Genomic DNA, 20,202 nt, shown 5'->3' with positions numbered 1-20,202 from the left:
TAGCTGCAGTCTCGACCAGTGACGGCGGGTCCGGCCCCAGCGGCCGGGCCCGCCGTTCGCGTAGCCGACATCGAGTAACGCCCCCGTTCGATCAGGAGCATCGACATGCCCAAGGTGAGCGACGATCACCTCGCCGCGCGGCGCCGCCAGATCCTCGACGGTGCCCGGACCTGTTTCGCCGAGTACGGCTACGACGGCGCCACGGTCCGGCGGCTCGAAGCCGCGACCGACCTGTCCCGCGGGGCGATCTTCCACCACTTCCGTGACAAGGACGCGCTGTTCCTGGCGCTGGCCCGCGAGGACGCGGAGCGGATGGCCGACATCGCGGCGGAAGAAGGCCTCGTCCAGGTCATGCGCGACATGCTCAGCCACCCGGAGCGCTTCGACTGGCTCGGGACGCGCCTGGAGATCGCCCGTCGGCTCAAGAACGACGGCGACTTCCGCGCCGAGTGGACCGAGCGGAGCGCGGAACTCACCGAAGCCACGCTGCGCCGCCTGGAGCGCCAGAAGCAGCGCGGCCGGCTGCGCGACGACCTGCCCACCGACGTGATCCTCGGCTACCTCGACCTGGTGCTCGACGGGCTGGTCACGCACCTCGCGTCGGGCCGTCCGACGGCGGGCCTCGAGGCCGTGCTGGACCTCGTCGAGGAGAGCGTGCGCCGCCCCTAGCGCGTCATCACGGCGGCGACGATCGCTCCGATGCCCAGTCCCAGGACCGCGCTGCCGGCGAGCAGCGTGAGGTAGAGGCCGATGCCGGCCGAGACGTCGACCAGCGAGGAGTAGGTCGACGTCAGCTTCACCACGTTCGCGAGGTCGTAGCCCGCGAGACCGGTGATCACCAGTCCGGCGACGGCGGCAGTGATGCCGGAGACCAGGCGCAGCGGCACACCTGTCGCGGGGAGGACGGCGGCGGCCACTGCGACACCCGCGGCGATGAACGCCACGACGAGCGTGATCCAGCCGTCGCTACCGTCGATGCCCGAGGCGGAGTTCCGGATCGACGAGCCGCCGATCGTCGCCGACGCCGTGGCCCACGGCAGGAACGCACCGATGATCACGAACGCCGCCGCGCCGGCGATGAGGAACTGCAGCACTGCGCCGATCCCGCCGCGCGTCGCCGCCGGGCCACCCGGCTCCGCCGGCCCGGGCACGCCGTACTGAGCCGGTCCCCCGCCGTACGGCCCGGACCCGCCGTACTGCGGCTGTCCGTACTGCGGCTGTCCCGGCTGGTCGTACCCGTGCTGCGGGGTTCCCCACGGCCCGCCGGGCTGCGCCGGGGCGCCGCTGTGGGGCGCAGCCTGCGGCGGTCGCGCGGGGTACGACGGGGACTGGCCGCCGCCCGGCGGATAGGGGCCGCGCGGCGGATATCCGCCCTGGTTGTAGGTCATGCCGGGAGCGTAGTCCCGTCGACCTTGGGATCCGGTTGCGAACGCCTGAACGTGACCGGAGCGGTCCTCAGCGCCCTTCGGGAGGGGTGGCGTACAGGAAGACCGCGCCGCCCGGGTCCCGCGCCGTGCCCATGGTGGCCCACGGCGTGACCTCCGCGCCGCGCAGGATCTCGCCGCCCGCGTCGGCGATCCGCCGCTCTGCGGCCGCAGTGTCCTCGACGGTGAGGTAGACCTGCCAGAAGGACGGCATCCCTTCCCCGAACACGCCAGCGTCGAACAGCGGCGCCGCGTCCATGATCCCGGCCACCCCCTCCCGGTGCCCGTCCGTGCCGGCGAGGACCTGGCTGTAGCGATCGGGGCCGAAGGAGCCCTCCTGGCCTCCGCTGCCGATCTCCTCGAGTTGCCAGTCGAAGACGGTGCGGTAGAAGGACTTGGTCGCGTCGTAACTGCGGCTCATGCAGTCGAACCAGTACGGGGTGCCCGGCACGCCGCGCTCGACGAAGCCCTCGTGCTTCCCCGGCTCCCAGAGGCCGATCGCGGCGCCGACCGGGTCGATGACGAAGGCGAACCGCCCCAAGTCGCCGACCGGTGCGACCGGCACCACGACCGACGCGCCGGCATCGGTCGCCGCGCGCAGCGACGCCTTCGCGTCCGCGACCCGCAGGTAGGTCGACCACACGTCGCCGGGCCCACCGCCACCGTCGGGCGGCGACATCACGCCCGCCACGAGGTTCCCGTTCACGCGGAAGTTCCGGTAGCCGCCGAAGTCCTCGTTGGGCGGATCGGCCTCCCACCCGAAGACGGCGCCGTAGAAGTCCACCGCCGCGTCGATGTCGGAGGTCATGAGGTCGATCCACACGGGTGCGCCCAGCGGGGCGTGGTACGCGGTCATGGGAGATACGGTGGCACACCCGGCCGACAAGTTTCCAGGGTTCGCGCGACATCGTCGCCCAACCGCGCCCGCCTCACCGCGAGCCGATTACGGTGGGCGGGTGACGAACCCGCCGGCACCGTCGCCCTAGATCTTCGCGACGCCCCGGGCGTCCCGGTAGACGGCCGCGACACCGCTGGCGGACATCGGCGCCGACTGGATCTTGGCGTCGGAGGCGACGACGGCCTGCAGGGTGATGCCGGCGACGAGGAAGTCGGCGACCGAGCGGCGGGTGTGATCGGCGGAGGTGACGAGCACTGCGCCGTTGCCGAAGCCGTTCTGCTGCATGAGGACCGCCGTGTTGATGGCGTTGCCCTGGGTGGAGCCCGCCTTCTCCTCGGTGTAGATGCGGGTGCCGGAGACGCCCTGCGCGAGCAACCACTCCTTCATCGCTGCGGCCTCGGTCTTGCCCGCCTTCGGCGCGCCGCCGGTCACCACGATGGGGAACGCCGGATAGGCCTGGGCGACGGCGAGTCCCTTGGTCAGTCGCTCGACCAGGATCGGCCGCATGCCGCCGTTGTCCTCGAGGCCGAAGCCCAGGATCACGATCGCGGTACCGGGCGCGACGCCGCCGGGCACCTGGTCGGTGAGCGGGAAGGTGAGCGCCTTGTTGACGTTGGTCATCAGAGCCACGACCTTCTGCGCCTGGTCGATCGGCATCTGGTTGATCGCGGCCTGCGCGCCCGCCGTGTCTCCCGCGGCCTGGCGGTCGATCGCCTGGTTGGTCAGCGACGTCGTCGACGTCGAGGTCGACGGTGCCGCCCCCGCGGTCCCGGTGGTCGCGGTAGCGATCGCGGCGACCGCCACCGTCGCCGACAGAACCGAACGGATGAAACCAGAGACACGCATCTTGACCTCCGTGACAAATGTGACAGCTGATGGAAAACTACACCACTGAGTCGTGTGTTGCACACGTGAACGTTGAATCGTGCCCGGAGCCACGTGCGCGGGCAGGGCCGCCGCGACTGACAGCCTCGGTGGATTTCGGCGGTCGGAAAACGGCGTGTCGTCGCCGACACGCACCGAAACTGCTCGTCGGCCGCCTACGAGGAGGCGGGCAGCGCGACCCCGAGCTCTCGGAGGACCGTGCGGGCGCGGTCCGGGTAGTCGGTGATGAGCCCGTCCACCCCGTCGTTCAGCAGCGCGCGCATGGTCGCGGGATCGTTGACGGTCCACGGGATGACCTTCAGCCCCAGGTCGTGCGCGCGGCGGATCAGCTCCGGCGTCGTGAACCGCACGAAGCCCGCATCGCCGACCCCGCCGTCCTGCGGGTCGCCCTGCACCGGGGAGATCGCGGTCAGGCCGGGGATCGTGGCCTTCGCCGCCCGCACCCAGTCGCCGCCGCACGAGTCGACGTCGAGCCCGAGCCACGGCGACGCCCCGGGCTTCCCGGTCTGCAGGAACTGCTCGCCGTTGGTGAGCGCGATGAGGCCGGCGCCCGGCAGCAGCGGACCGATCTCCCGCAGGGCCGCCCAGTCGAAGCTCTGGATCGTGACCTGGCGGGCCAGGCCGGACCGGGCGATCTCCCCCGCCACGGCCCGCACGAACTCGCCGCGCGGCGCCGTCTCCGACGGTGCGCCCGCCTCCACCTTGGTCTCGATGTTCATCCGCACCGGCGAGCGACGAGACCGGACGAGGTCGAAGAGCTCGCGCAGCTCGGGGATCCGGGCGCCCTCCACGACGCGCTGCGTCGCCGCAACCTTCTCGTACCCGCAGTTCATGGTCCGGATCTGGGCGTAGGTCAGTTCATGGATGTACTTGCCCACGTACGGATACTGCGGATCGCCGGGTGTCGCCCGCGCCGTGTCGACGCACTTTCGCGCGTCCACCTTCCGGTCATGTGTGATGACGACCTTCCGGTCCTTCGTGACCTGGGTGTCCAGTTCGAGGGTGGTCACGCCGAGCCGCATGGCGGCGGAGAAGCCCTCCAGCGTCGACTCGGTCTGCAGTCCGAGCCCGCCCCGGTGCGCCTGCAGGTCGACGGTGCGCGGCGCCGCCCCCGCCGGGGCCGCCCCGACCAGCAGCGCGAGACACACGGACACGATCGACAGGCGACGCGGGTTCATGACTCGCACGCTAGGCCCCGATCATGAACCCGACCTGTCCGCCACGTGAAGGGCGCACCGATACACTGGACCGTCGCTGACGAACGGGAGGTGCACTATGGCGCAGTCGGCCGCGCAGCTGTACGCCGCGTTCACGGACAACGCCGACAACGACGTCGCGCTCCGCCTCCTCCGCTCCCCCAATGCCGTCGCGTACCTGGCGCTCATGGCGGCACGCCTGGGCACGGGCCCCGTCGACGCGGAGGAGCTGGGGGACGCGCTCACCGTCGACCTGCAGTCCCTCGCCCAGCACTTCACCGACCGCGCCCGCCCCGTCCCCGCGGGCCCGGACGTCCTGGACAGCTGGGTCAAGGCGGGATACGTCTCCCGCACCCTCGACGAGGACGACCGCGAGGTCATCCAGCTCACCCGCGGCGCAACGACGGCACTCGGGCAGGTGCAGGCCGTCTCGCTGGACCGCAACGTCGCCACGGAGACCGCCCTCGAGCTGGTCACCGCCAGGCTGTCGGCGGTCGCCGTCACGGTCAGTGCGGACCCGGACGATCACCTGCGCGCCCTCGATGAGCAGATCGCGGAGCTCACCCGGCGCCGCGAGGCGCTGCGCCAGGGCCTCATCCCCGAGTACGACCGGGACAAGGTGGTCGACGACCTCAAGATCGTCAGCTCCCTCGCCGAGCGCATGCCGGCCGACATCCTGGGCTACGGCGAGAAGCTCCGCGAGCACACCCGTGCGCTCCTCACGCACGGACTCGAAGCGTCCGACTCCACCGAGGCCGAGGCGTACGCCAAGACGCTGCAGCGCCTCTTCGACGGCCACGACGAGCTCGCGAACACCCCCGAGGGCAAGGCCTTCGACGCCTTCTACACCCTGCTCTCCGACCACCGCCTGCGGCGCCAGCTGGAGACCTCTGTCGCCTCGGTCGTGCACGAGGTGGAACTCCCCGACGATCTGCGCGACTCCCTCACCGGCTTCCTCGACCGCATGTGGATGCAGGTCCAGCGCGTCGACGAGATCCGCGGCCAGGTCTATCGACGGATCAACACCTTCGTCAAGGACGGCGACTTCCTGCAGTACCAGTCGCTGCGCGCCCGCATCACCGAGGCGCAGCGCGCGGCCGTCGACGCCTTCGACGCCGCCTCCGCGGGCCGTGACACGGGCCTGGCAGTCCCGATGTCCGCCGTCGACACGAGTTCCGTCGGCGCTCTGCGATTCCACGACGGCATCGTCACGCTCCCGCCCGAGGTGCGCGAGACCTCCGGCGAGTTCACCATCGACCCCGCCCGCCTCGTCGGCCGCGAGGCCATCGACTGGGACTCCCTCGCCTCCGCCATCAACGCCACGATCGCGCGGGACGACGGCGCCGACATCGCCGAGATCCTCGCCACGATCGACGCGCCCCGCGCCGGCGATGTGGTCGGCGTCTGGTCGCTCGGCGCGCGGTACGGCACCGTCGACGCGGATCGCCCGGTCACGGTCGTCGCGCACACGGCCCGCGGCCCCCGGGAGATGACGGTGCCGCACGTCGCCTTCGCGGCCGCGCTGCCGCCCCTGACCCCCACCTCGGCCGCGCCCGAGCCCACCACGCTGTTCGAGCAGGAGGCCTGACATGACCGACGAGACGCAGCTCGACGACACGCTGGACGTGCCCGCCGACGAGGGGCTGCCCGAGATCGATCTCGCCGACTTCAGCATCGCCGACGACGACGCCGTGAAATCCCTGCGCGGCGCCGACACCGCCCCGCGGTTCGACGGCGACACGTCCGCGCTGCCGAACTCGGTCTGCTACGCCCTGCAGGAGCTGATCGCGGCGCCGCACGTCTCGGCGCGGTCGAAGAACTGGGCGGTGATCGAGGCCGAGGAGACGCTGCTGCGCAGCCGGCTCTCCGAGCTGAACCTGCTGCTGGAGATCAACCGCGAGACCAAGCACGCCTTCACCCGGCAGGTCAGCGAGAACGACCCGCGGCAGCGGAATCTGCTGCGCGCGCAGAGCCTCTCGCTCGCCGCGTCGGTGCTGGCACTGTTCCTGCGCCTCAAGCACCTCTCCAGCCCGGACGAGACCGCGGTCGTGGAGCGGCAGGAGATGATCGACCACCTGCTGACCTTCCGCCCCGCGCGCGACACCGACGAGGCGGGCTTCGTGAAGAAGGCCGACGCCGCGATCAACCAATTGGAGACGCGCCGCCTGATCCGGCGGGTCGGCACCAGCGACCGCTACGCCGTCCACTCGGTGATCGCCTCGCTGCTCACGCCCGAGCAGGTGGACCTGTACACCGCCGCGTACCGCGACCTCGCCAGCACCGATCAGGACCTCGGTGAGGCCGCGGCGCCGGTCGAAGACGGCGAGGACGGCGAGGACGGCGAGGACCGCACCGTCGAACCCGAGAACGAGACGCAGGAGCAGCAGTGACCCGCAAGCATCTCGGCCAGTACCGCCTCACCCGCCTGCAGGTGGTCAACTGGGGCACCTTCGACGGCTACAAGGACTTCCCCATCGACGAGCGGGGCGTGATCCTCACGGGCCCGTCGGGTTCCGGCAAGTCCTCGCTGATGGACGCGCACTCGGTCGTGCTGCTGCCCACCTACGACCAGTCCTTCAACGCCTCCGCCGACATGACGGCCAAGGGCGCCAAGCGCGCCGCCCGCTCGATGGCGGACTACGTGCGCGGCGCCTGGTCGGTCAACGACGACGAGCACCAGCAGTCCAAGGTGCAGTACCTGCGCGGCGAGTCGGCCACCTGGTCCGCGGTCGCCGCGACCTACGACAACGGGGCGGGCAACGTCACCACGGCCGTCGCCGTGAAGTGGTTCCCGGGCAGCGGCACCGACGGTGCCTCCCTGAAGTCCTGGTACCAGCTGCACTCCGGGCAGTTCGACCTGCTCGATCTGCAGGAGTGGGCGACGTCCGGCTTCGACACCCGCGGCTGGCGCTCCCGGCACGGCGGCGTCGAGTCCTTCGACACGCAGGCCGCCTACCAGGACGCGCTGCGGCGGCGCGTCGGCATCGGCACCTCGAGCGCCGCGCTGGCGCTGCTCGGCAAGGCGAAGGCGATGAAGAACGTGGGCGACCTCGACGCCTTCATCCGCACCTACATGCTCGACCGGCCGCAGACCTACGCCCGCGCCGAGCGGCTGGTGGAGAACTTCACCCAGCTCGACGAGGCGTACCGGGCCGCGGCCCGCGCGGAGGCGCAGGAGAAGGTCCTGCGGCCCATGCCGGAGGCCTACGAGCGCTACCGGTCGGCCACCGTCGGGACGACGCGCGCCGCGGATCTGCTGGGCGCGCCCATGCGGTCCTACCTGCGCGGACACAAGCTGCGGCTACTCCAGGAGCAGATGGACCGGATCGAGGGCGAACGCGCTGGCATGGACGCGCAGATCGCCCGCTGGGAGGACCGGGCCGAGGAGCGCAAGCAGCGCTACAACGACCTCCTGCACCGCCTGCGACAGGAGCAGGGCGAGGTCGGCGTGCTCGAGGCCGAGCTGCAGTCCCGCGAGCTGCAGACCCAAGCCCGGCAGCGCGCCTACGAGCGGTTCGCCGCCGCCGTGGAGAAGCTGGGCGAGCGCGCGCCGGAGTCGGCGGAGGAGTTCGCCGCGCTGCGCGAGCAGATCCCCGGCATCCGCGACCGCGCGACCGAGGCCGCCGAGGCCCTCGCCGGTCGCGTGCACTCCGCCTACACCGACGAGTCGGACGCGCGCCGCGCCGTCGAATCCGTCGACGACGAGCTCTCGGTGCTCGACCGCCGCGCCTCCCTGCTGCCGCCCGCGCTGCTGGACCAGCGCGACGCGATCGCCCGCGCCACCTGCGTTCCCGCCGAGGAACTTCCGTACGCGGCCGAGCTGATCGACGTGAAGCCCGAGGAGCAGGCCGTGTGGGCCGGCGCCGCCGAGCGCGTGCTGCGGCCGCTCGCTACCACGCTGCTCGTGCCCGCGAAGCACCAGCGCGCCGTCGCCGACCACGTCAACGCCACCCGCGTCCAGGGCGTCCTCACCTACCAGGTGGTCGACGGCGCCGACACCACCCGCCCGGCTCCGGGGTCCCTGGCCGCGAAGCTCACGGTCGACGAGTCGACCGAGGCCGGACGGTGGCTCGCCGGCGCCGTCGCGCGGGCCGCGCGGCACACCTGCGTCGACTCCCCCGCCGAGCTGGAGCAGCACGAGCAGGCCGTCACCCCGGAGGGCCTGGTCAAGGGTGCGGGCGGACGGTTCCGCAAGGACGACCGCCGCGCCGTCGCCGACCGCTCGCAGTGGGTGCTGGGCACCAACACCGGTTCGAAGCGCGAGGCGCTGCAGCGGCGCCGCGACGACCTGGCCGCCGTGCACGCCAAGGCCGCCGAGGCATCGGCGACCCTGCGCGACGACCTCGCCGAGCACAAGGCCGTCGCCGACAGCGCCGCCGGCGTCCTCGGCTACTCGTCGTGGGCCGAACTGGACCACTGGGCGGCGAAGGCGGAGGCCGAGGAGCTGGCCGACCGGATCTCCGACGCCCGCTCGGGCAACGCCGACCTGGGCGAGCTCGAGCTGCAGGCCGACAACGCCTACGGCGAGCTGGCGGAGGCGCAGACCCGCATCGGCGCGCTGACCGAGACCATGAACCGCGCCGGCACCGAGTTCGACGACCTCCTCGCCGAGTTCGAGAAGATCGACGCCGAGAGCGCGCCGAAGCTCAGCGAGCCCGACGAGGACTTCCTCGCCACGGCGCTCTGGCACCTGCTCACGGCGGACGAGGCCAGGCCCCGCCGGCTCACACTGGACACCTTCGGCGAGGTGCGGGCCGACCTGCGGGCCGAGCTGGAGCGCCAGCAGGCCGCGGCCACCGCGGAACGGGACGCCGCCGAGACGCGCATCGTCCGGACCGCGGAGCAGTTCCTGCGCGAGTGGCCGGACGCCTCGACGGAGCTGTCCGCCGACGCCGCCTCCGCGCCCGACTTCGTGGCCGTGCACGAGAACCTCGTCGCGCACGGCCTCGCCGCGGCCACGGAGAAGTTCCGCCGGCTCATCACCACCGACGTCAGCCACTCGGTGTCGAACCTGTTCAAGGAGGTCGACGACACCCACCGTGCCATCACCCGCGGCATCGCCGACGTCAACGCGGGCCTGCGCCGGGTCGAGTTCAACGAGGGAACGTACCTGCAGATCGCCTACGCCGCCCGCCCCACACCGGAGGCGACGGAGTTCGCGAAGCTGGTCGACGACATGGTGCGCGACGCCCCCGCGGCCAAGCGCGCCGAGCCGGCCGCGATGGCGGCGCAGTTCAAGCGGATCCGCGGGCTGGTGCTGCGGCTCACCGGCGACGACCCCGAGTCGCGCCGGTGGGCCGAGAACGTCCTCGACGTGCGGACCGGCTACTCCTTCTACGGCCGCGAGAACGCGGTCGGCGCCGAGCCGGACGCCCCCGCCGTGGTCACCTACCGCAACACCGCGACCAACTCGGGCGGCGAGCAGGAGAAGCTCGTCGCGTTCTGCCTCGCGGCGGCGCTGAGCTTCGCGCTGGGCTCGCACGGGATCGACGGTTCCAACGAGCCGGCGTTCGCGCCCCTCATGCTCGACGAGGCCTTCAGCAAGTCCGACGAACGCTTCTCCGCCCAGTCGCTGCGGGCCTTCGAGCAGTTCGGCTTCCAGCTGATCATCGCCGCCCCGATCCGCATGGTCGGCATCGTCGAGCCCTTCATCGGGCAGGTGATCCTCGTCGACAAGCAGGTCACGCCCGACGGCGCCCGCTCGGACGCCCGGTACGCGACGTTCGGCGAGCTGGCGCCGTCGCGGTAGTCACTTCGCCGTCGCCGCACGGTGGTCGCGCGGCGAGCGCCCGAATCGCCTGCTGAACGCGGTGCTGAACGCGCTCGCCGACCCGTAGCCGACGGAGTCGGCGATGAATGCGACCCCGCGCCCTGCCCAGCGGGGGTCGGCCAGCCGATCCCGCGCCAGATCGAGCCGCTCGCCGCGCACGGCGTCGGAGAAGGTCTCCCCGGTGCGGGAGAGCACCGCCTGGATGTGCCGCGCCGACCAGCCGACGGCCGCGGCGACAGCGGCGAGGTTCAGGTCCGGTTCGGTCGCGTGGGCCCGCACGTGCCGGAGCACCGCGGCCCGGACGTCGTCGTCGGCGGTGCCCGCACCGTCGGTCTCCCCGCTGGCGGCGAGGCAGAACAGGTCCACGGCACGGTCGCACGCGGCGTCGAACTCCGCCGCCGTGAGCTGTTCCCGCTCGTCGATCAGCGCCGCCGCCAGGTCCCGGGTCACTCGGCCCAGCCCGCGGCCGCCGCGCAGCCGGACCCCCTCCTTCGCCACTGAGCCGAGCGTCCGCGAGACGCGGTGCTCGGGGATCAGCAGGGCCACGGCGGAGGCGCCGTCGTCGTGCGCGAGGACGAACGGCGCATCGATCGAGACGAGCACCATCTCCCCCGGCAGCAGGGCGCTCTCGGTGACGTCGCCGCCCACATGCAGGGCGCCGCGCAGGGGCATGAACAGCTCGTAGTGGCCGCGGGGGTCGTTACGGATGCCGCGCGCGTCGCGGCGCACGTGCTCGCGCTGACTGGTCCAGGAGACCAGCTGGTACTCGTCGGTGCGCTGGCGCAACACATCGCCGCGGTAGCCGTCACTGCCGAAGGAGATGTCGAACTCGCCGTGGACGCCGCTGCACCAGTCGCGCCACGCGCCGTGCGCGCGCGAGCCGGTGAGGCTCCGTTCGGCCCCGGTGACGAGGCCGTCGATCATGTACGGCACGCCTGCTCCTCCCTCCCGCGGCGCGAGCGCCTGCGCGAAAGAACCGTGCGCCCGGGCGAACGTCCCGCCGTCGCGCGCTTCCTACCGTCGATTGTGACACGCGTCACCGCCGGGCCGGCCCGGCGGACCATCGAACAAGGAGGACCGATGACCGAACAGACCGTGACAGCGCCCGACCTCGGGGACCTGCTCGCCCAGGCTCCGTCGAACTGGGGCAAGTGGGGCCCTGACGACGAGGTGGGCTCGCTCAACTACCTCGGCCCGGAGCAGGCGGTCGCCGCCGCGGCGCTGGTCCGCAGCGGCAAGGTCTTCACGCTGCAGCGGCTCATCGGCGACCCGAAGGGCGACCCGGTGTGGCCCGGCCGGAGCCCTGCGGTGCGCACGCAGATCATGGACGAGGCCAGCTGGGACGGCGCGGAGGCGCCGCAGTTCCCCGGCGGCCTGCACTACGCCGACGACAAGATCGACGCCTTCCTCCAGGGCTCCACGCAGTACGACGCCCTCGGACACGTCTGGTACGACGGCAAGCTGTGGAACGGCTACGACGCCCGCACCACCGTCGGCGGCATGGACGTCGCCAGCGTGGAGCCCATCGCCCAGCGCGGCGTCGTGGGTCGCGGGGTGCTGCTCGACATGGCGCGCTTCCGTGGCAAGGAGCACCTCGACACCGCCGAGACCTTCGACCACACCGACCTCGAGGCGTGCGCCGCGGCGCAGGGCGTCGAACTGCGCCCCCGCGACGTACTGCTGATCCGCACCAACTACCTGCAGCTGTTCTTCGAGCTCGGGGACGCCTTCTACGAGGGCTTCTGCGAGCCCGGCCTGCAGTACAGCCCCGAGCTGGTGCAGTGGTTCGCCGACAAGGAGATCCCGAACCTGGTGACCGACACCATCGCCAACGAGGTGACCACGGACCAGAACAACGGCGTCGCGCTGACCCTGCACTGCGCCCTGATGCGCAACCTCGGGGTCGTCTTCACCGAGATCACCGACCTCGAGGCCCTGGCGGCGGACTGCGCGGCCGACGGCGTCTACGAGTTCATGTACACGGCGGCGCCGCTCAAGATCGCCCAGGGCAGCGGCGCGCCCGTCAACCCGGTCGTGGTGAAGTGACCGCGGTGACGGGTTCCGCGCGGCGCCCCTGGGCGGGCCGGTACGAGTCGCTGCCCGACGCGGTGGACATCGCCTTCGACACCGCACTCGACATGTTCCGCGCGGGCGTGGCGAGCCATCCCGACCAGGCGGCGATCCGCTACTTCGACGGGGCGATCACCCGCCGGGAGCTGGACGGCCTGACCGACGCCCTGGCGGCGGGCCTGATCGCCGAGGGCTTCGCGCCCGGCGACCGGCTGGCGCTCTACCTGCAGAACGTGCCCCAGTTCGTGATCGGGATGATCGCGGCGTGGAAGGCCGGCGGGTGCACGGTCTCGATCAACCCGATGAGCCGCGCGCGGGAGCTGGACACCCTGCTCCGCGACTCGGGCGCGACCGCACTCGTCGCACTCGACGATCTGTACGAGGACGTCGCGCATGACGTGGTGCCCGGCACCGCGGTCCGGACGGTGTTCACCACCAGCGGGCTCGACCTGCAGACCCGGGCCGATCCGCGACTGTTCCCCACGCCCCGGCGGGCCGTGCCCGACGGTGCGACGGACCTCGTGGAGTTCATCGCGGCGCATCGCGGCGAGGTACCGCCGCCGGTCGCTCTCGCGCCCGGGGACGCCGCCTTCCTCACCTACACCTCGGGGACGACGGGCCGGCCGAAGGGCGCGATCAACACCCACCGCAACGTGGTTTTCACCGCGACCGTCTACCGCGACGCGGCGAAGTTCGCGCCGGGCCCCGACGCGGCCGTCCTCGCGATCGCTCCCCTGTTCCACATCACAGGACTCATCGGACACATCGCGCTGAGCATGCTCGCCCCGATGCCGATGATCCTCGCCTACCGCTTCGATCCGGCGGTGATGCTGGAGACGATGCGCGAGCACCGCCCCACGTGCACGATCGGCGCGGTGACGGCGTTCAACGCACTGCTCAACCACCCCGGCTTCGACCGGGACGCGTTCGCCTCGCTCACGTCGGTGTACTCGGGCGGCGCGCCCATCTCCCCGACGGCCGCGCGCCGGTTCGCCGAGGCCACGGGCCGGCCGTTGCACAACGCCTACGGCCTCACGGAGACCACGAGCCCGATGACGGTCTCGCCGTACGGCGTGGAGATCCCCGTCGACCCGGACTCCGGTGCTTTGTCCGTGGGGCTCCCGGCGCCGTCGACCGTGGTGCGGATCGTCGGGGACGACGGTGCCGATCTCCCGCTCGGCGAGATCGGCGAGATCGTCGCCGAGGGGCCGCAGGTGGTCGCGGGCTACTGGAACAAGCCGGAGGAGACCGCGGCCGGTATTCCCGGTGGCGCGCTGCACAGCGGCGACGTGGGCTTCATGGACGACGGCGGCTGGGTGTTCATCGTGGACCGCAAGAAGGACATGATCAACGCCTCGGGCTACAAGGTGTGGCCGCGTGAGGTGGAGGACGTACTCGCCGAGCATCCCGCGGTCCGCGAAGCGGCGGTGGTGGGTGTCCCCGACGAGGTGCGCGGCGAGACCGTGCGCGCCTTCGTCAGCCTGCTGCCGGGCGCGGATGCGGCACCGGAGCAGCTCATCGCGCACTGCCGCGAGCGCATGGCCGCGTACAAGTACCCGCGCGAGGTGCGGATCGTCACCGAGCTGCCGAAGACGGTGACCGGGAAGATCCTGCGCCGCGAGCTGCGCGACGTCTGATCGCGACCGGCAGCTCGGCCCGCCGCCGCACCGGGCGGCGGGCCGAGCGGCCGCGGAACTGCTATACAGAGCGCATGGCCTCGGTCGTCGCGCTCAACGCCCACCCGGACGACGAGTCGATCTTCATGGGCGGCACGCTCGCCGCGCTGGCCGCCGCCGGGCATCGCGTGGTGCTGGTCGTCGCGACGGACGGCATGATGCGGGGCGACGACGAGCCCGATCCGCGCCGGCGACTGCGCGAACTGGACTCCGCGGCGGCCGCGATCGGCGCGGCCGAGGTGCGGTGGCTCGGATACGCGGACAGCGGCCACGGGGCCGAGCTGTATCCGGATCCTCCGGGCCGGGCGCGCCTCGTCCGGGCCGGCATCGAGGAGCCTGCGAAACGCCTGGCGACGATCCTCCGCGACGTCGAGGCGGACCTGCTCATCGGCTACGACCCCGCGGGCGGCTACGGACACCGCGACCACGTCGCCGTCCATGCGATCGCTCGGCGCGCCGCCGAATCCACCGGCGTGCGGCTCGTCGAGGCGACGGTCCCGCGCGAGATCGCGGTCCGGCTCCTCGGCATCACGACCCGCCTGCGTCTGACCCGCGACCACGATCTCGCCGCCGCACAGACCTGGTTCACCCCGGCCGCGGAGATCACGCACCGCATCGACGTGCGGCGCTTCGTCGGCACCAAGCAACGCGCGCTGGGCGCGCACCGGTCCGAGATCAACGGTCCCGGGCGCGCAGCCCGCCTCATGCGGCTCCTGCGCGCGCTCCCACCGTGGCTGGTCTCCCCGCTGGTGCGCACCGAGTACTTCAACGAAGCGGACGCACCGCGGTCGGATCGACTCCTCTGAGGCGCCTAGATCAGTTGATCTATAGTTAGATCATGCGATCTAACGAAACCTTCACCGAGCAGGCCCGACGCGCGCAGATCGCACAGTGCGCCATCGACGCCATCGCAGAGCTCGGCTATGCGCAGGCGTCGGTCCGCAGGATCGCGGACCGCGCCGGAGTCGCGATGAGCGTCGTGCTCTATCACTTCGGCGACAAGGACAGCCTCATCGCGGCGGTCGTCTCGGAGTGCTATCGCACGCTCTTCGCGGTCATGGTCCCCGCGGTCGACGCCGCGCCGACCGCCGCCGGCAAGCTCGAGGCCCACATCCGCACGCACCTGCGCTACCTCCGCACCCACCCCGCGCACCAGGCCGCGATCACTGAGATCGGCAACGGCTTCCGCGGCAAGGACGGCGCTCGGCTGTGGGACCTGCCCGTGGCACCCGAGCACGACGCTGCCCGCGCCCGCGTCGAACTCGAGCCGATCCTCCGGCAGGGCGTCGACGCCGGCGAGTTCCGGCCGCTGAACCCCGCCTCGATCGCATCCGCAGTCCGCGGCGCGATCGGGACGGCGATGTTCACCACGAACATCGACCCCGCGTACGACCTGGACGGCTACGCCGACGACCTCGTCGACGCCTTCCTCCGCGCCACCCGCCCCGACCAGGCGCACTGACCATGGCACACGTCCTCATCGCGACCTACGGATCCCGCGGCGACACCATGCCGCTCACCGGGGTCGGCCTGCGCCTGCAGGCGGCCGGCCACCGCGTCACCATCACCACCAATACCGATCTCGCGGAGGAGGCCGCCGCGCTCGGCCTCGGCGCCCTCGCCATCCCCCTCGACCTGGGTGGCCCCGACGGCGAACCGTCGCTCGCGGACGCCCTGCAGCTGGTCCGGCCCGGCGGGATCCGGCAGCTCAGCCGGAACCTGCTGGACGCGGTGGAGGACGTGCCCGCCGACGCGGTGCTGATGTCGCCCTTCGCGGAACCGGCGATGCACGCCTTCGCCGAGGCCCGAGGAATCCCCTCGCTCGGTGTACGGTTCCAGCCGCTGTCCGCGACGCGCGCGTACCCGCCGAGCCTGATCGGTTCCTGGTCGGCGGGCGGCGGGATCAACCGGGCCGCCGGACGCCTCGCCGAGCGCACCGTCGATCGGATGTACGGGGGCGTCGTCGCCGACCTGCGCCGCGACCTCGGCCTGCCGAAGCGATCTGCGCGGCGCCTGCGTCGCGACCGGTCGGAGGCCGGTTGGCCGATCCTGTACGGGTACTCGCCGTCGGTCCTCCCGCGCCCCGCCGACTGGCGTGCCGGGATCGATCCGGTCGGCTACTGGTGGTCCCCTTCCCCCGACGGGTGGACCGCACCCTGCGACCTCGACGCCTTCCTGGATGACGGTCCGCCGCCGGTCCTGATCGCCTTGGGCTCCCTGATGGTGTCGGTGAAGGAGCGGGACCGGCTCTCGGAGGTCTTCGACGAGGCGCTCGCCGAGGCGGGGGTCCGCGGCATCGTCCAGTCCGGCGGCGCCGGGCTGCGGGTCCCGGACCGCGCCGGCGTCCTGAACATCGGCCCGGTCCCCTACGAGCACGTCCTGCCGCGCGTGGCCGCCGTCGTCCACTCGTGCGGGGCCGGGACCACCGCCGCGACCCTGCGCGCCGGCGTCCCGACGGTGCCCCTCCCGTCGCCCGGCGTCGACCAGTTCTTCTGGGCGCGGCGGATCCACGCCCTCGGCGCGGCGACCGCACCGATCCCACGGACGACGGTCACGGTTTCCACACTCGCGCAGGCGATACGTGCCGCCGTGGACGCGCCGTCCTACCGCTCCGCCGCCGGCGTCCTGAGCAGCGCGATCACGGCCGAGGACGGAGCCGCGGCCGTACTCACCGCGGTGGAGCGCGCCATAACGATCTCGTAACAGGGCTAACGGATTCCGCGCCGGGTCCCGATCTTCCTCACGTCGGCGGACATCGCCGCACGGGGGAACGAACGAGGAGGACGCCATGCGGAAGACGAACCGGAGTAACCGGATCCGGGGCGCGCTGGTGCTGCCGGCGGCCGTGATCCCGATGCTGGGCCTGATGCCGGCCGTCGCGGGAGCCGAACCGACGACGCCGCCCGCGCCCACCCCGACGCCGGTCACCACGCAGGCACCGGCCACGACCACGACCCCGCCCGCACCGAAGCCGACCACGACCGCGCCGCCCACGACGACAGTGCCGACGCGGCCGAGCACCCCCGCGACGAGCCCGTCGCCCACCGTCACGATCCCGACCACCGTCCTGCCCACCACGACGACACGGCCGCCGAGCCGGCTCACCGTGGGCGCGGTGCGGATCGTCGACACGCGTGGCGCGAGCGTCCCCGGGGCGAGCGCCTTCGTGCAGGGCTGCACCGGCGGTCCGGGTGCCGATCTCGCCGACGGTGGCGCCACCACCGTCACCGGGCCCTGCGTCCGCGCGACGATGAATCGCGTCCCGACCAACTGGCGGTTGCTCTCGCCCGCCGCGCAGACGATCACCACGGACTCCGGCCGGGCGGAGTTCCGCTTCGTCTTCGAACGCGGTGGCATCGTCCCGCCGACCAGCACCACGCCGCCGCCGAACCGGAACGTGCGCTTCACCCTGACCGCCCGGGACCAGGACGGTCGCGGCGTCCCGTCGGAGTACGCGGTCGCCGAATGCGACAGCTGGCGACCGCTGGGCGGCGCGCGCACGGACAGCGCGGGCAACGGCGGCGGCGCCTTCCCCCGCGACTGCGTGAGTGTCGTCCCGACGGCGTGGCCGTCGTCGTGCGTACTGCTGGGCCCGAACGCCTACTCCCGCGTCGAGGGCAACGCCGTGAACCGCCTGGCGTTCCGCTTCCGGTGCGGGGTCACCGTCCCGCCCGGCGAGGTGGAGACCAACGGCACCCTGGTCAAGACCGACCGCATCACGGGCGCGCCGCTGGCCGGCGCGTCCTTCGTGATCTCGCGCTGCGGCTCCGACGAGGCGGTCCGGGCGGTGACGACCGGCGAGAACGGCGTCGCCGACTTCGCCCTCCCGTCGGGCTGCTATCGCGCGATCGAGACCGCCGCCCCGGCCGGTTACGTCCGCGACGCCGCGGCCGTCGCCTTCGAGGTGCGCCTGACCCCGCAATTCCAGGTCCGCGTCACGAACTCGAAGATCGGCGCGGGGCCCGTCGTCCGCAACCTCGGCGTCCGTGTCCCGATCGCCTCGATCCCGTCCGGGCGGACGTCGTGATGCGCCGCGCCGCAGGGGCTCTGATCGCCGGGGCGGTGGTGCTCGCCCTCGCGGGCTGCGGGAGCACCGTCGAGGGGACGGCGGCGGCGCCGTCGTCGAACCCGAACGCGCAGAGCGATCTGCGGCCCCCGGTGACGGCCACGGCGACCGAGCCGACCGCGCCGGTCACCGTGACCGTCGGCGGCGCCGAGGCCGCGGTCGACGCGGTCGCGACCGACTCACAGGGGGCGCTGTACCCGCCGACGGACGTGAACCGGGTCGGCTGGTGGGTGGACTCGGCGCTCCCGGGATCGGGCGCGGGGTCGGTCGTCGTGACCGGCCACGTCGACGATGCACGGCAGGGCGCGGGCTACGCGAAACGCTTCGCCGGGCTCGCCCGGGGCGACGAGGTCACGCTCACCGGGAAGGACGGGGCGGCGGTCCGGTACCGCGTCACCCGCACCGCGTCCGTCCACAAGGGAGTCCTCCCGACGGACGACCTCAACCGCCTCGACGGCCCGGAGACCCTGATCCTCGTCACCTGCGGCGGGAAGTTCATCGGCCCACCGCTGGGCTACGAGAACAACGACCTGGTGTACGCCGAGCGCGCCTGACCGCCAGGCGTATCAGACGAGCGCGGCTGTCAGGCGAGCTCGATGAGCTCCTGGTACTCGGCGTTCCAGTGGTCCTCGGTGCCGTCGGGCAGCAGGATCACACGCTCCGGGTTGAGCGCCTCGGCCGCGCCCGGGTCGTGCGTGACCAGGACGACGGCGCCCTCGTAGGAGCGCAGCGCCTCGAGCACCTGCTCGCGGCTGACCGGGTCCAGGTTGTTGGTCGGTTCGTCGAGCAGCAGCACGTTCGCGGCGGACGAGACGAGCCCGGCCAGCGCCAGGCGGGTCTTCTCGCCGCCCGACAGGGTGCCCGCGGGCTGCTCGAGCTGGGGCCCGGTGAACATGAACGCGCCCAGCAGTCCGCGCAGGTCCTGCTCCCCCGCGTCCGGCGAGGCGTGGCGGATGTTGTCCCACACGGAGGCCGCGTCGTCGAGGGTGTCGTGCTCCTGGGCGAAGTAGCCGATCTTCAGTCCGCGCCCGGGCTCGAGGCCACCGGTATCCGGTGTCTCGACGCCCGCGAGCAGCTTGAGGAGCGTGGTCTTGCCCGCGCCGTTGAGCCCGAGGACCACGACGCGCGAGCCCTTGTCGATGGCGAAGTCGACGCCGGTGAAGATCTCCAGCGAGCCGTAGGTCTTGGTGAGGTTCTTCACCATGAGCGGGGTCTTGCTGCAGGGAGCGGGGGCGGGGAACTTGATCCGCGCGGTCTTGTCCTCGACGCGCACGTCGTCGAGCTCGCTCATCATCCGCTCGGCGCGGCGCAGCATGTTCTGCGCGGCGACGGCCTTGGTCGCCTTCGCGCCCATCTTCGCGGCCTGGACACGCAGTGCGCCGGCCTTCTTCTCGGCGTTCGCACGTTCGCGGCGCCGCCGCTGCTCGTCGGTCGCGCGGGCGTCGATGTACTTCTTCCACCCCATGTTGTAGACATCGGCCTCGCCGCGCACCGCGTCGAGGAACCAGACGCGATTGACCACGTCGTTGAGCAGGTCCACGTCGTGGCTGATCACGATGAGTCCGCCGTCGTGGTTCTGCAGGAAGGTGCGCAGCCAGCCGATCGAGTCCGCGTCGAGGTGGTTGGTCGGCTCGTCGAGCAGCAGCGTGGTGTCGGACTTGCCGCCCGAGCCGTCGGAGGCGGCGAACAGGATCCGGGCCAGCTCCACGCGGCGCCGCTGACCGCCGGACAGGGTGCGCAGCGGCTGCTCGAGCACCCGCTCGGGAAGGGCCAGGCTGTTGCAGATCCGCGCGGCCTCGGACTCCGCCGCGTAGCCGCCGAGCGAGGAGAAGCGCTCCTCGAGGTTGCCGTACTTGCGCACCGCGGTGTCGAGCTCGTCGCCGACCAGCTCCGCCATCCGCACCTGCTGCTTGGCCATCTGCGCGACGATCTGATCGAGGCCGCGGGCCGACAGCACGCGGTCCTTGGCCAGCACGTCGAGGTCGCCCTCGCGGGGGTCCTGCGGCAGGTAGCCCACGTCGCCCGACGAGATGATCTTCCCCGCGTACGGCTCACCCTCGCCGGCGAGGATGCGCATCGTGGTCGTCTTACCTGCGCCGTTGCGGCCGACGAGGCCGATCCGGTCGCCCGCCTGCACGCGCAACTGGTCGCCCGGCGCGGTCAGCAGGGTGCGGACGCCGGCGCGCACTTCGAGGTCGGTCGCGGTGATCACAACGG

At 72.3% G+C, this 20,202-nt stretch carries 17 protein-coding genes; 11 read left to right on the top strand and 6 right to left on the bottom strand.

Annotated elements, in window-relative coordinates; translation table 11 throughout:
* The first annotated feature begins 105 nt into the window (after nucleotides 1–105).
* A complete protein-coding gene (locus tag FK530_RS13925) occupies nucleotides 106–669 on the top strand; it encodes a TetR/AcrR family transcriptional regulator (protein ID WP_146487640.1) in 564 nt (187 codons plus the stop codon).
* On the opposite strand, the gene FK530_RS13920 is transcribed toward FK530_RS13925, so the two are convergent.
* The 4 genes from FK530_RS13920 to FK530_RS13905 form a co-directional block, all read right to left on the bottom strand.
* Nucleotides 666–1,388 (bottom strand): hypothetical protein, encoded by a 723-nt coding sequence (locus tag FK530_RS13920; protein ID WP_146487639.1) that lies wholly within the window; start codon nucleotides 1,386–1,388, stop codon nucleotides 666–668. The two genes, FK530_RS13925 and FK530_RS13920, sit on opposite strands and share 4 nt — an antisense overlap.
* 67 nt (nucleotides 1,389–1,455) lie before the next feature.
* Nucleotides 1,456–2,280 (bottom strand): VOC family protein, encoded by an 825-nt coding sequence (locus tag FK530_RS13915; protein ID WP_146487638.1) that lies wholly within the window; start codon nucleotides 2,278–2,280, stop codon nucleotides 1,456–1,458.
* A gap of 126 nt (nucleotides 2,281–2,406) precedes the next feature.
* The gene (locus tag FK530_RS13910) at nucleotides 2,407–3,168 is read right to left on the bottom strand and encodes a YdcF family protein (RefSeq protein WP_146487637.1); all 762 of its coding nucleotides are present in this window, start codon (nucleotides 3,166–3,168) and stop codon (nucleotides 2,407–2,409) included.
* 194 nt (nucleotides 3,169–3,362) lie between these two features.
* On the bottom strand, nucleotides 3,363–4,385 hold the full coding sequence (locus FK530_RS13905) for a glycerophosphodiester phosphodiesterase family protein (protein ID WP_146487636.1): 1,023 nt from the start codon (nucleotides 4,383–4,385) through the stop codon (nucleotides 3,363–3,365).
* A 97-nt stretch (nucleotides 4,386–4,482) separates the two neighbouring features.
* Between FK530_RS13905 and FK530_RS13900 the strand changes: the two genes are divergently transcribed.
* The 3 genes from FK530_RS13900 to FK530_RS13890 are packed head-to-tail and all read left to right on the top strand — an operon-like array spanning nucleotide 4,483 to nucleotide 10,152.
* Entirely contained in the window at nucleotides 4,483–5,991 is a 1,509-nt protein-coding gene (locus FK530_RS13900) for a DUF3375 domain-containing protein (protein ID WP_146487635.1), read from the top strand.
* 1 nt (nucleotide 5,992) lies between these two features.
* Nucleotides 5,993–6,793 carry a DUF4194 domain-containing protein gene (locus FK530_RS13895; RefSeq protein WP_231706633.1) on the top strand — a complete coding sequence of 267 codons (801 nt, stop codon included), beginning with the start codon at nucleotides 5,993–5,995 and terminating at the stop codon, nucleotides 6,791–6,793.
* Nucleotides 6,790–10,152: an ATP-binding protein gene (locus FK530_RS13890; RefSeq protein WP_146487634.1), complete on the top strand. Its 3,363-nt coding sequence runs from the start codon at nucleotides 6,790–6,792 to the stop codon at nucleotides 10,150–10,152. Before FK530_RS13895 ends, FK530_RS13890 begins: the two co-directional genes overlap by 4 nt.
* Here FK530_RS13890 and FK530_RS13885 read toward each other — a convergent pair whose 3' ends face one another.
* Nucleotides 10,153–11,097: a helix-turn-helix transcriptional regulator gene (locus FK530_RS13885; RefSeq protein ID WP_231706646.1), complete on the bottom strand. Its 945-nt coding sequence runs from the start codon at nucleotides 11,095–11,097 to the stop codon at nucleotides 10,153–10,155. It lies immediately after the preceding gene.
* A 156-nt stretch (nucleotides 11,098–11,253) separates the two neighbouring features.
* On the opposite strand from FK530_RS13885, the gene FK530_RS13880 reads away from it, so the two are divergent.
* The 7 genes from FK530_RS13880 (at nucleotide 11,254) to FK530_RS13850 (ending at nucleotide 18,539) form a co-directional block, all read left to right on the top strand.
* On the top strand, nucleotides 11,254–12,219 hold the full coding sequence (locus tag FK530_RS13880) for a cyclase family protein (RefSeq protein WP_146487632.1): 966 nt from the start codon (nucleotides 11,254–11,256) through the stop codon (nucleotides 12,217–12,219).
* A 5-nt stretch (nucleotides 12,220–12,224) separates the two neighbouring features.
* Nucleotides 12,225–13,880 carry an AMP-binding protein gene (locus FK530_RS13875; RefSeq protein WP_231706632.1) on the top strand — a complete coding sequence of 552 codons (1,656 nt, stop codon included), beginning with the start codon at nucleotides 12,225–12,227 and terminating at the stop codon, nucleotides 13,878–13,880.
* A gap of 74 nt (nucleotides 13,881–13,954) precedes the next feature.
* Nucleotides 13,955–14,725 (top strand): PIG-L deacetylase family protein, encoded by a 771-nt coding sequence (locus tag FK530_RS13870; protein WP_146487631.1) that lies wholly within the window; start codon nucleotides 13,955–13,957, stop codon nucleotides 14,723–14,725.
* Nucleotides 14,726–14,757: 32 nt separating this feature from the next.
* Nucleotides 14,758–15,381: a TetR/AcrR family transcriptional regulator gene (locus FK530_RS13865; RefSeq protein WP_146487630.1), complete on the top strand. Its 624-nt coding sequence runs from the start codon at nucleotides 14,758–14,760 to the stop codon at nucleotides 15,379–15,381.
* Nucleotides 15,382–15,383: 2 nt separating this feature from the next.
* Entirely contained in the window at nucleotides 15,384–16,622 is a 1,239-nt protein-coding gene (locus FK530_RS13860) for a glycosyltransferase (RefSeq protein ID WP_146487629.1), read from the top strand.
* A gap of 85 nt (nucleotides 16,623–16,707) precedes the next feature.
* Nucleotides 16,708–17,946 (top strand): prealbumin-like fold domain-containing protein, encoded by a 1,239-nt coding sequence (locus tag FK530_RS13855; protein WP_146487628.1) that lies wholly within the window; start codon nucleotides 16,708–16,710, stop codon nucleotides 17,944–17,946.
* The gene (locus tag FK530_RS13850; protein ID WP_146487627.1) at nucleotides 17,946–18,539 is read left to right on the top strand and encodes a class F sortase; all 594 of its coding nucleotides are present in this window, start codon (nucleotides 17,946–17,948) and stop codon (nucleotides 18,537–18,539) included. The genes FK530_RS13855 and FK530_RS13850 overlap by 1 nt, the downstream gene beginning before the upstream one ends.
* Before the next feature lie 29 nt (nucleotides 18,540–18,568).
* Here the strand turns inward: FK530_RS13850 and FK530_RS13845 are convergent, their stop codons facing one another.
* On the bottom strand, nucleotides 18,569–20,197 hold the full coding sequence (locus FK530_RS13845) for an ABC-F family ATP-binding cassette domain-containing protein (RefSeq protein ID WP_146487626.1): 1,629 nt from the start codon (nucleotides 20,195–20,197) through the stop codon (nucleotides 18,569–18,571).
* Nucleotides 20,198–20,202 lie beyond the last annotated feature (5 nt).

The organism is Tsukamurella conjunctivitidis (assembly GCF_007858475.1).
Classification (GTDB): Bacteria; Actinomycetota; Actinomycetes; order Mycobacteriales; family Mycobacteriaceae; genus Tsukamurella; species Tsukamurella conjunctivitidis.
Note: the sequence above shows the minus strand (reverse complement) of the source record. Positions and strands in the feature narration are given on the sequence as shown.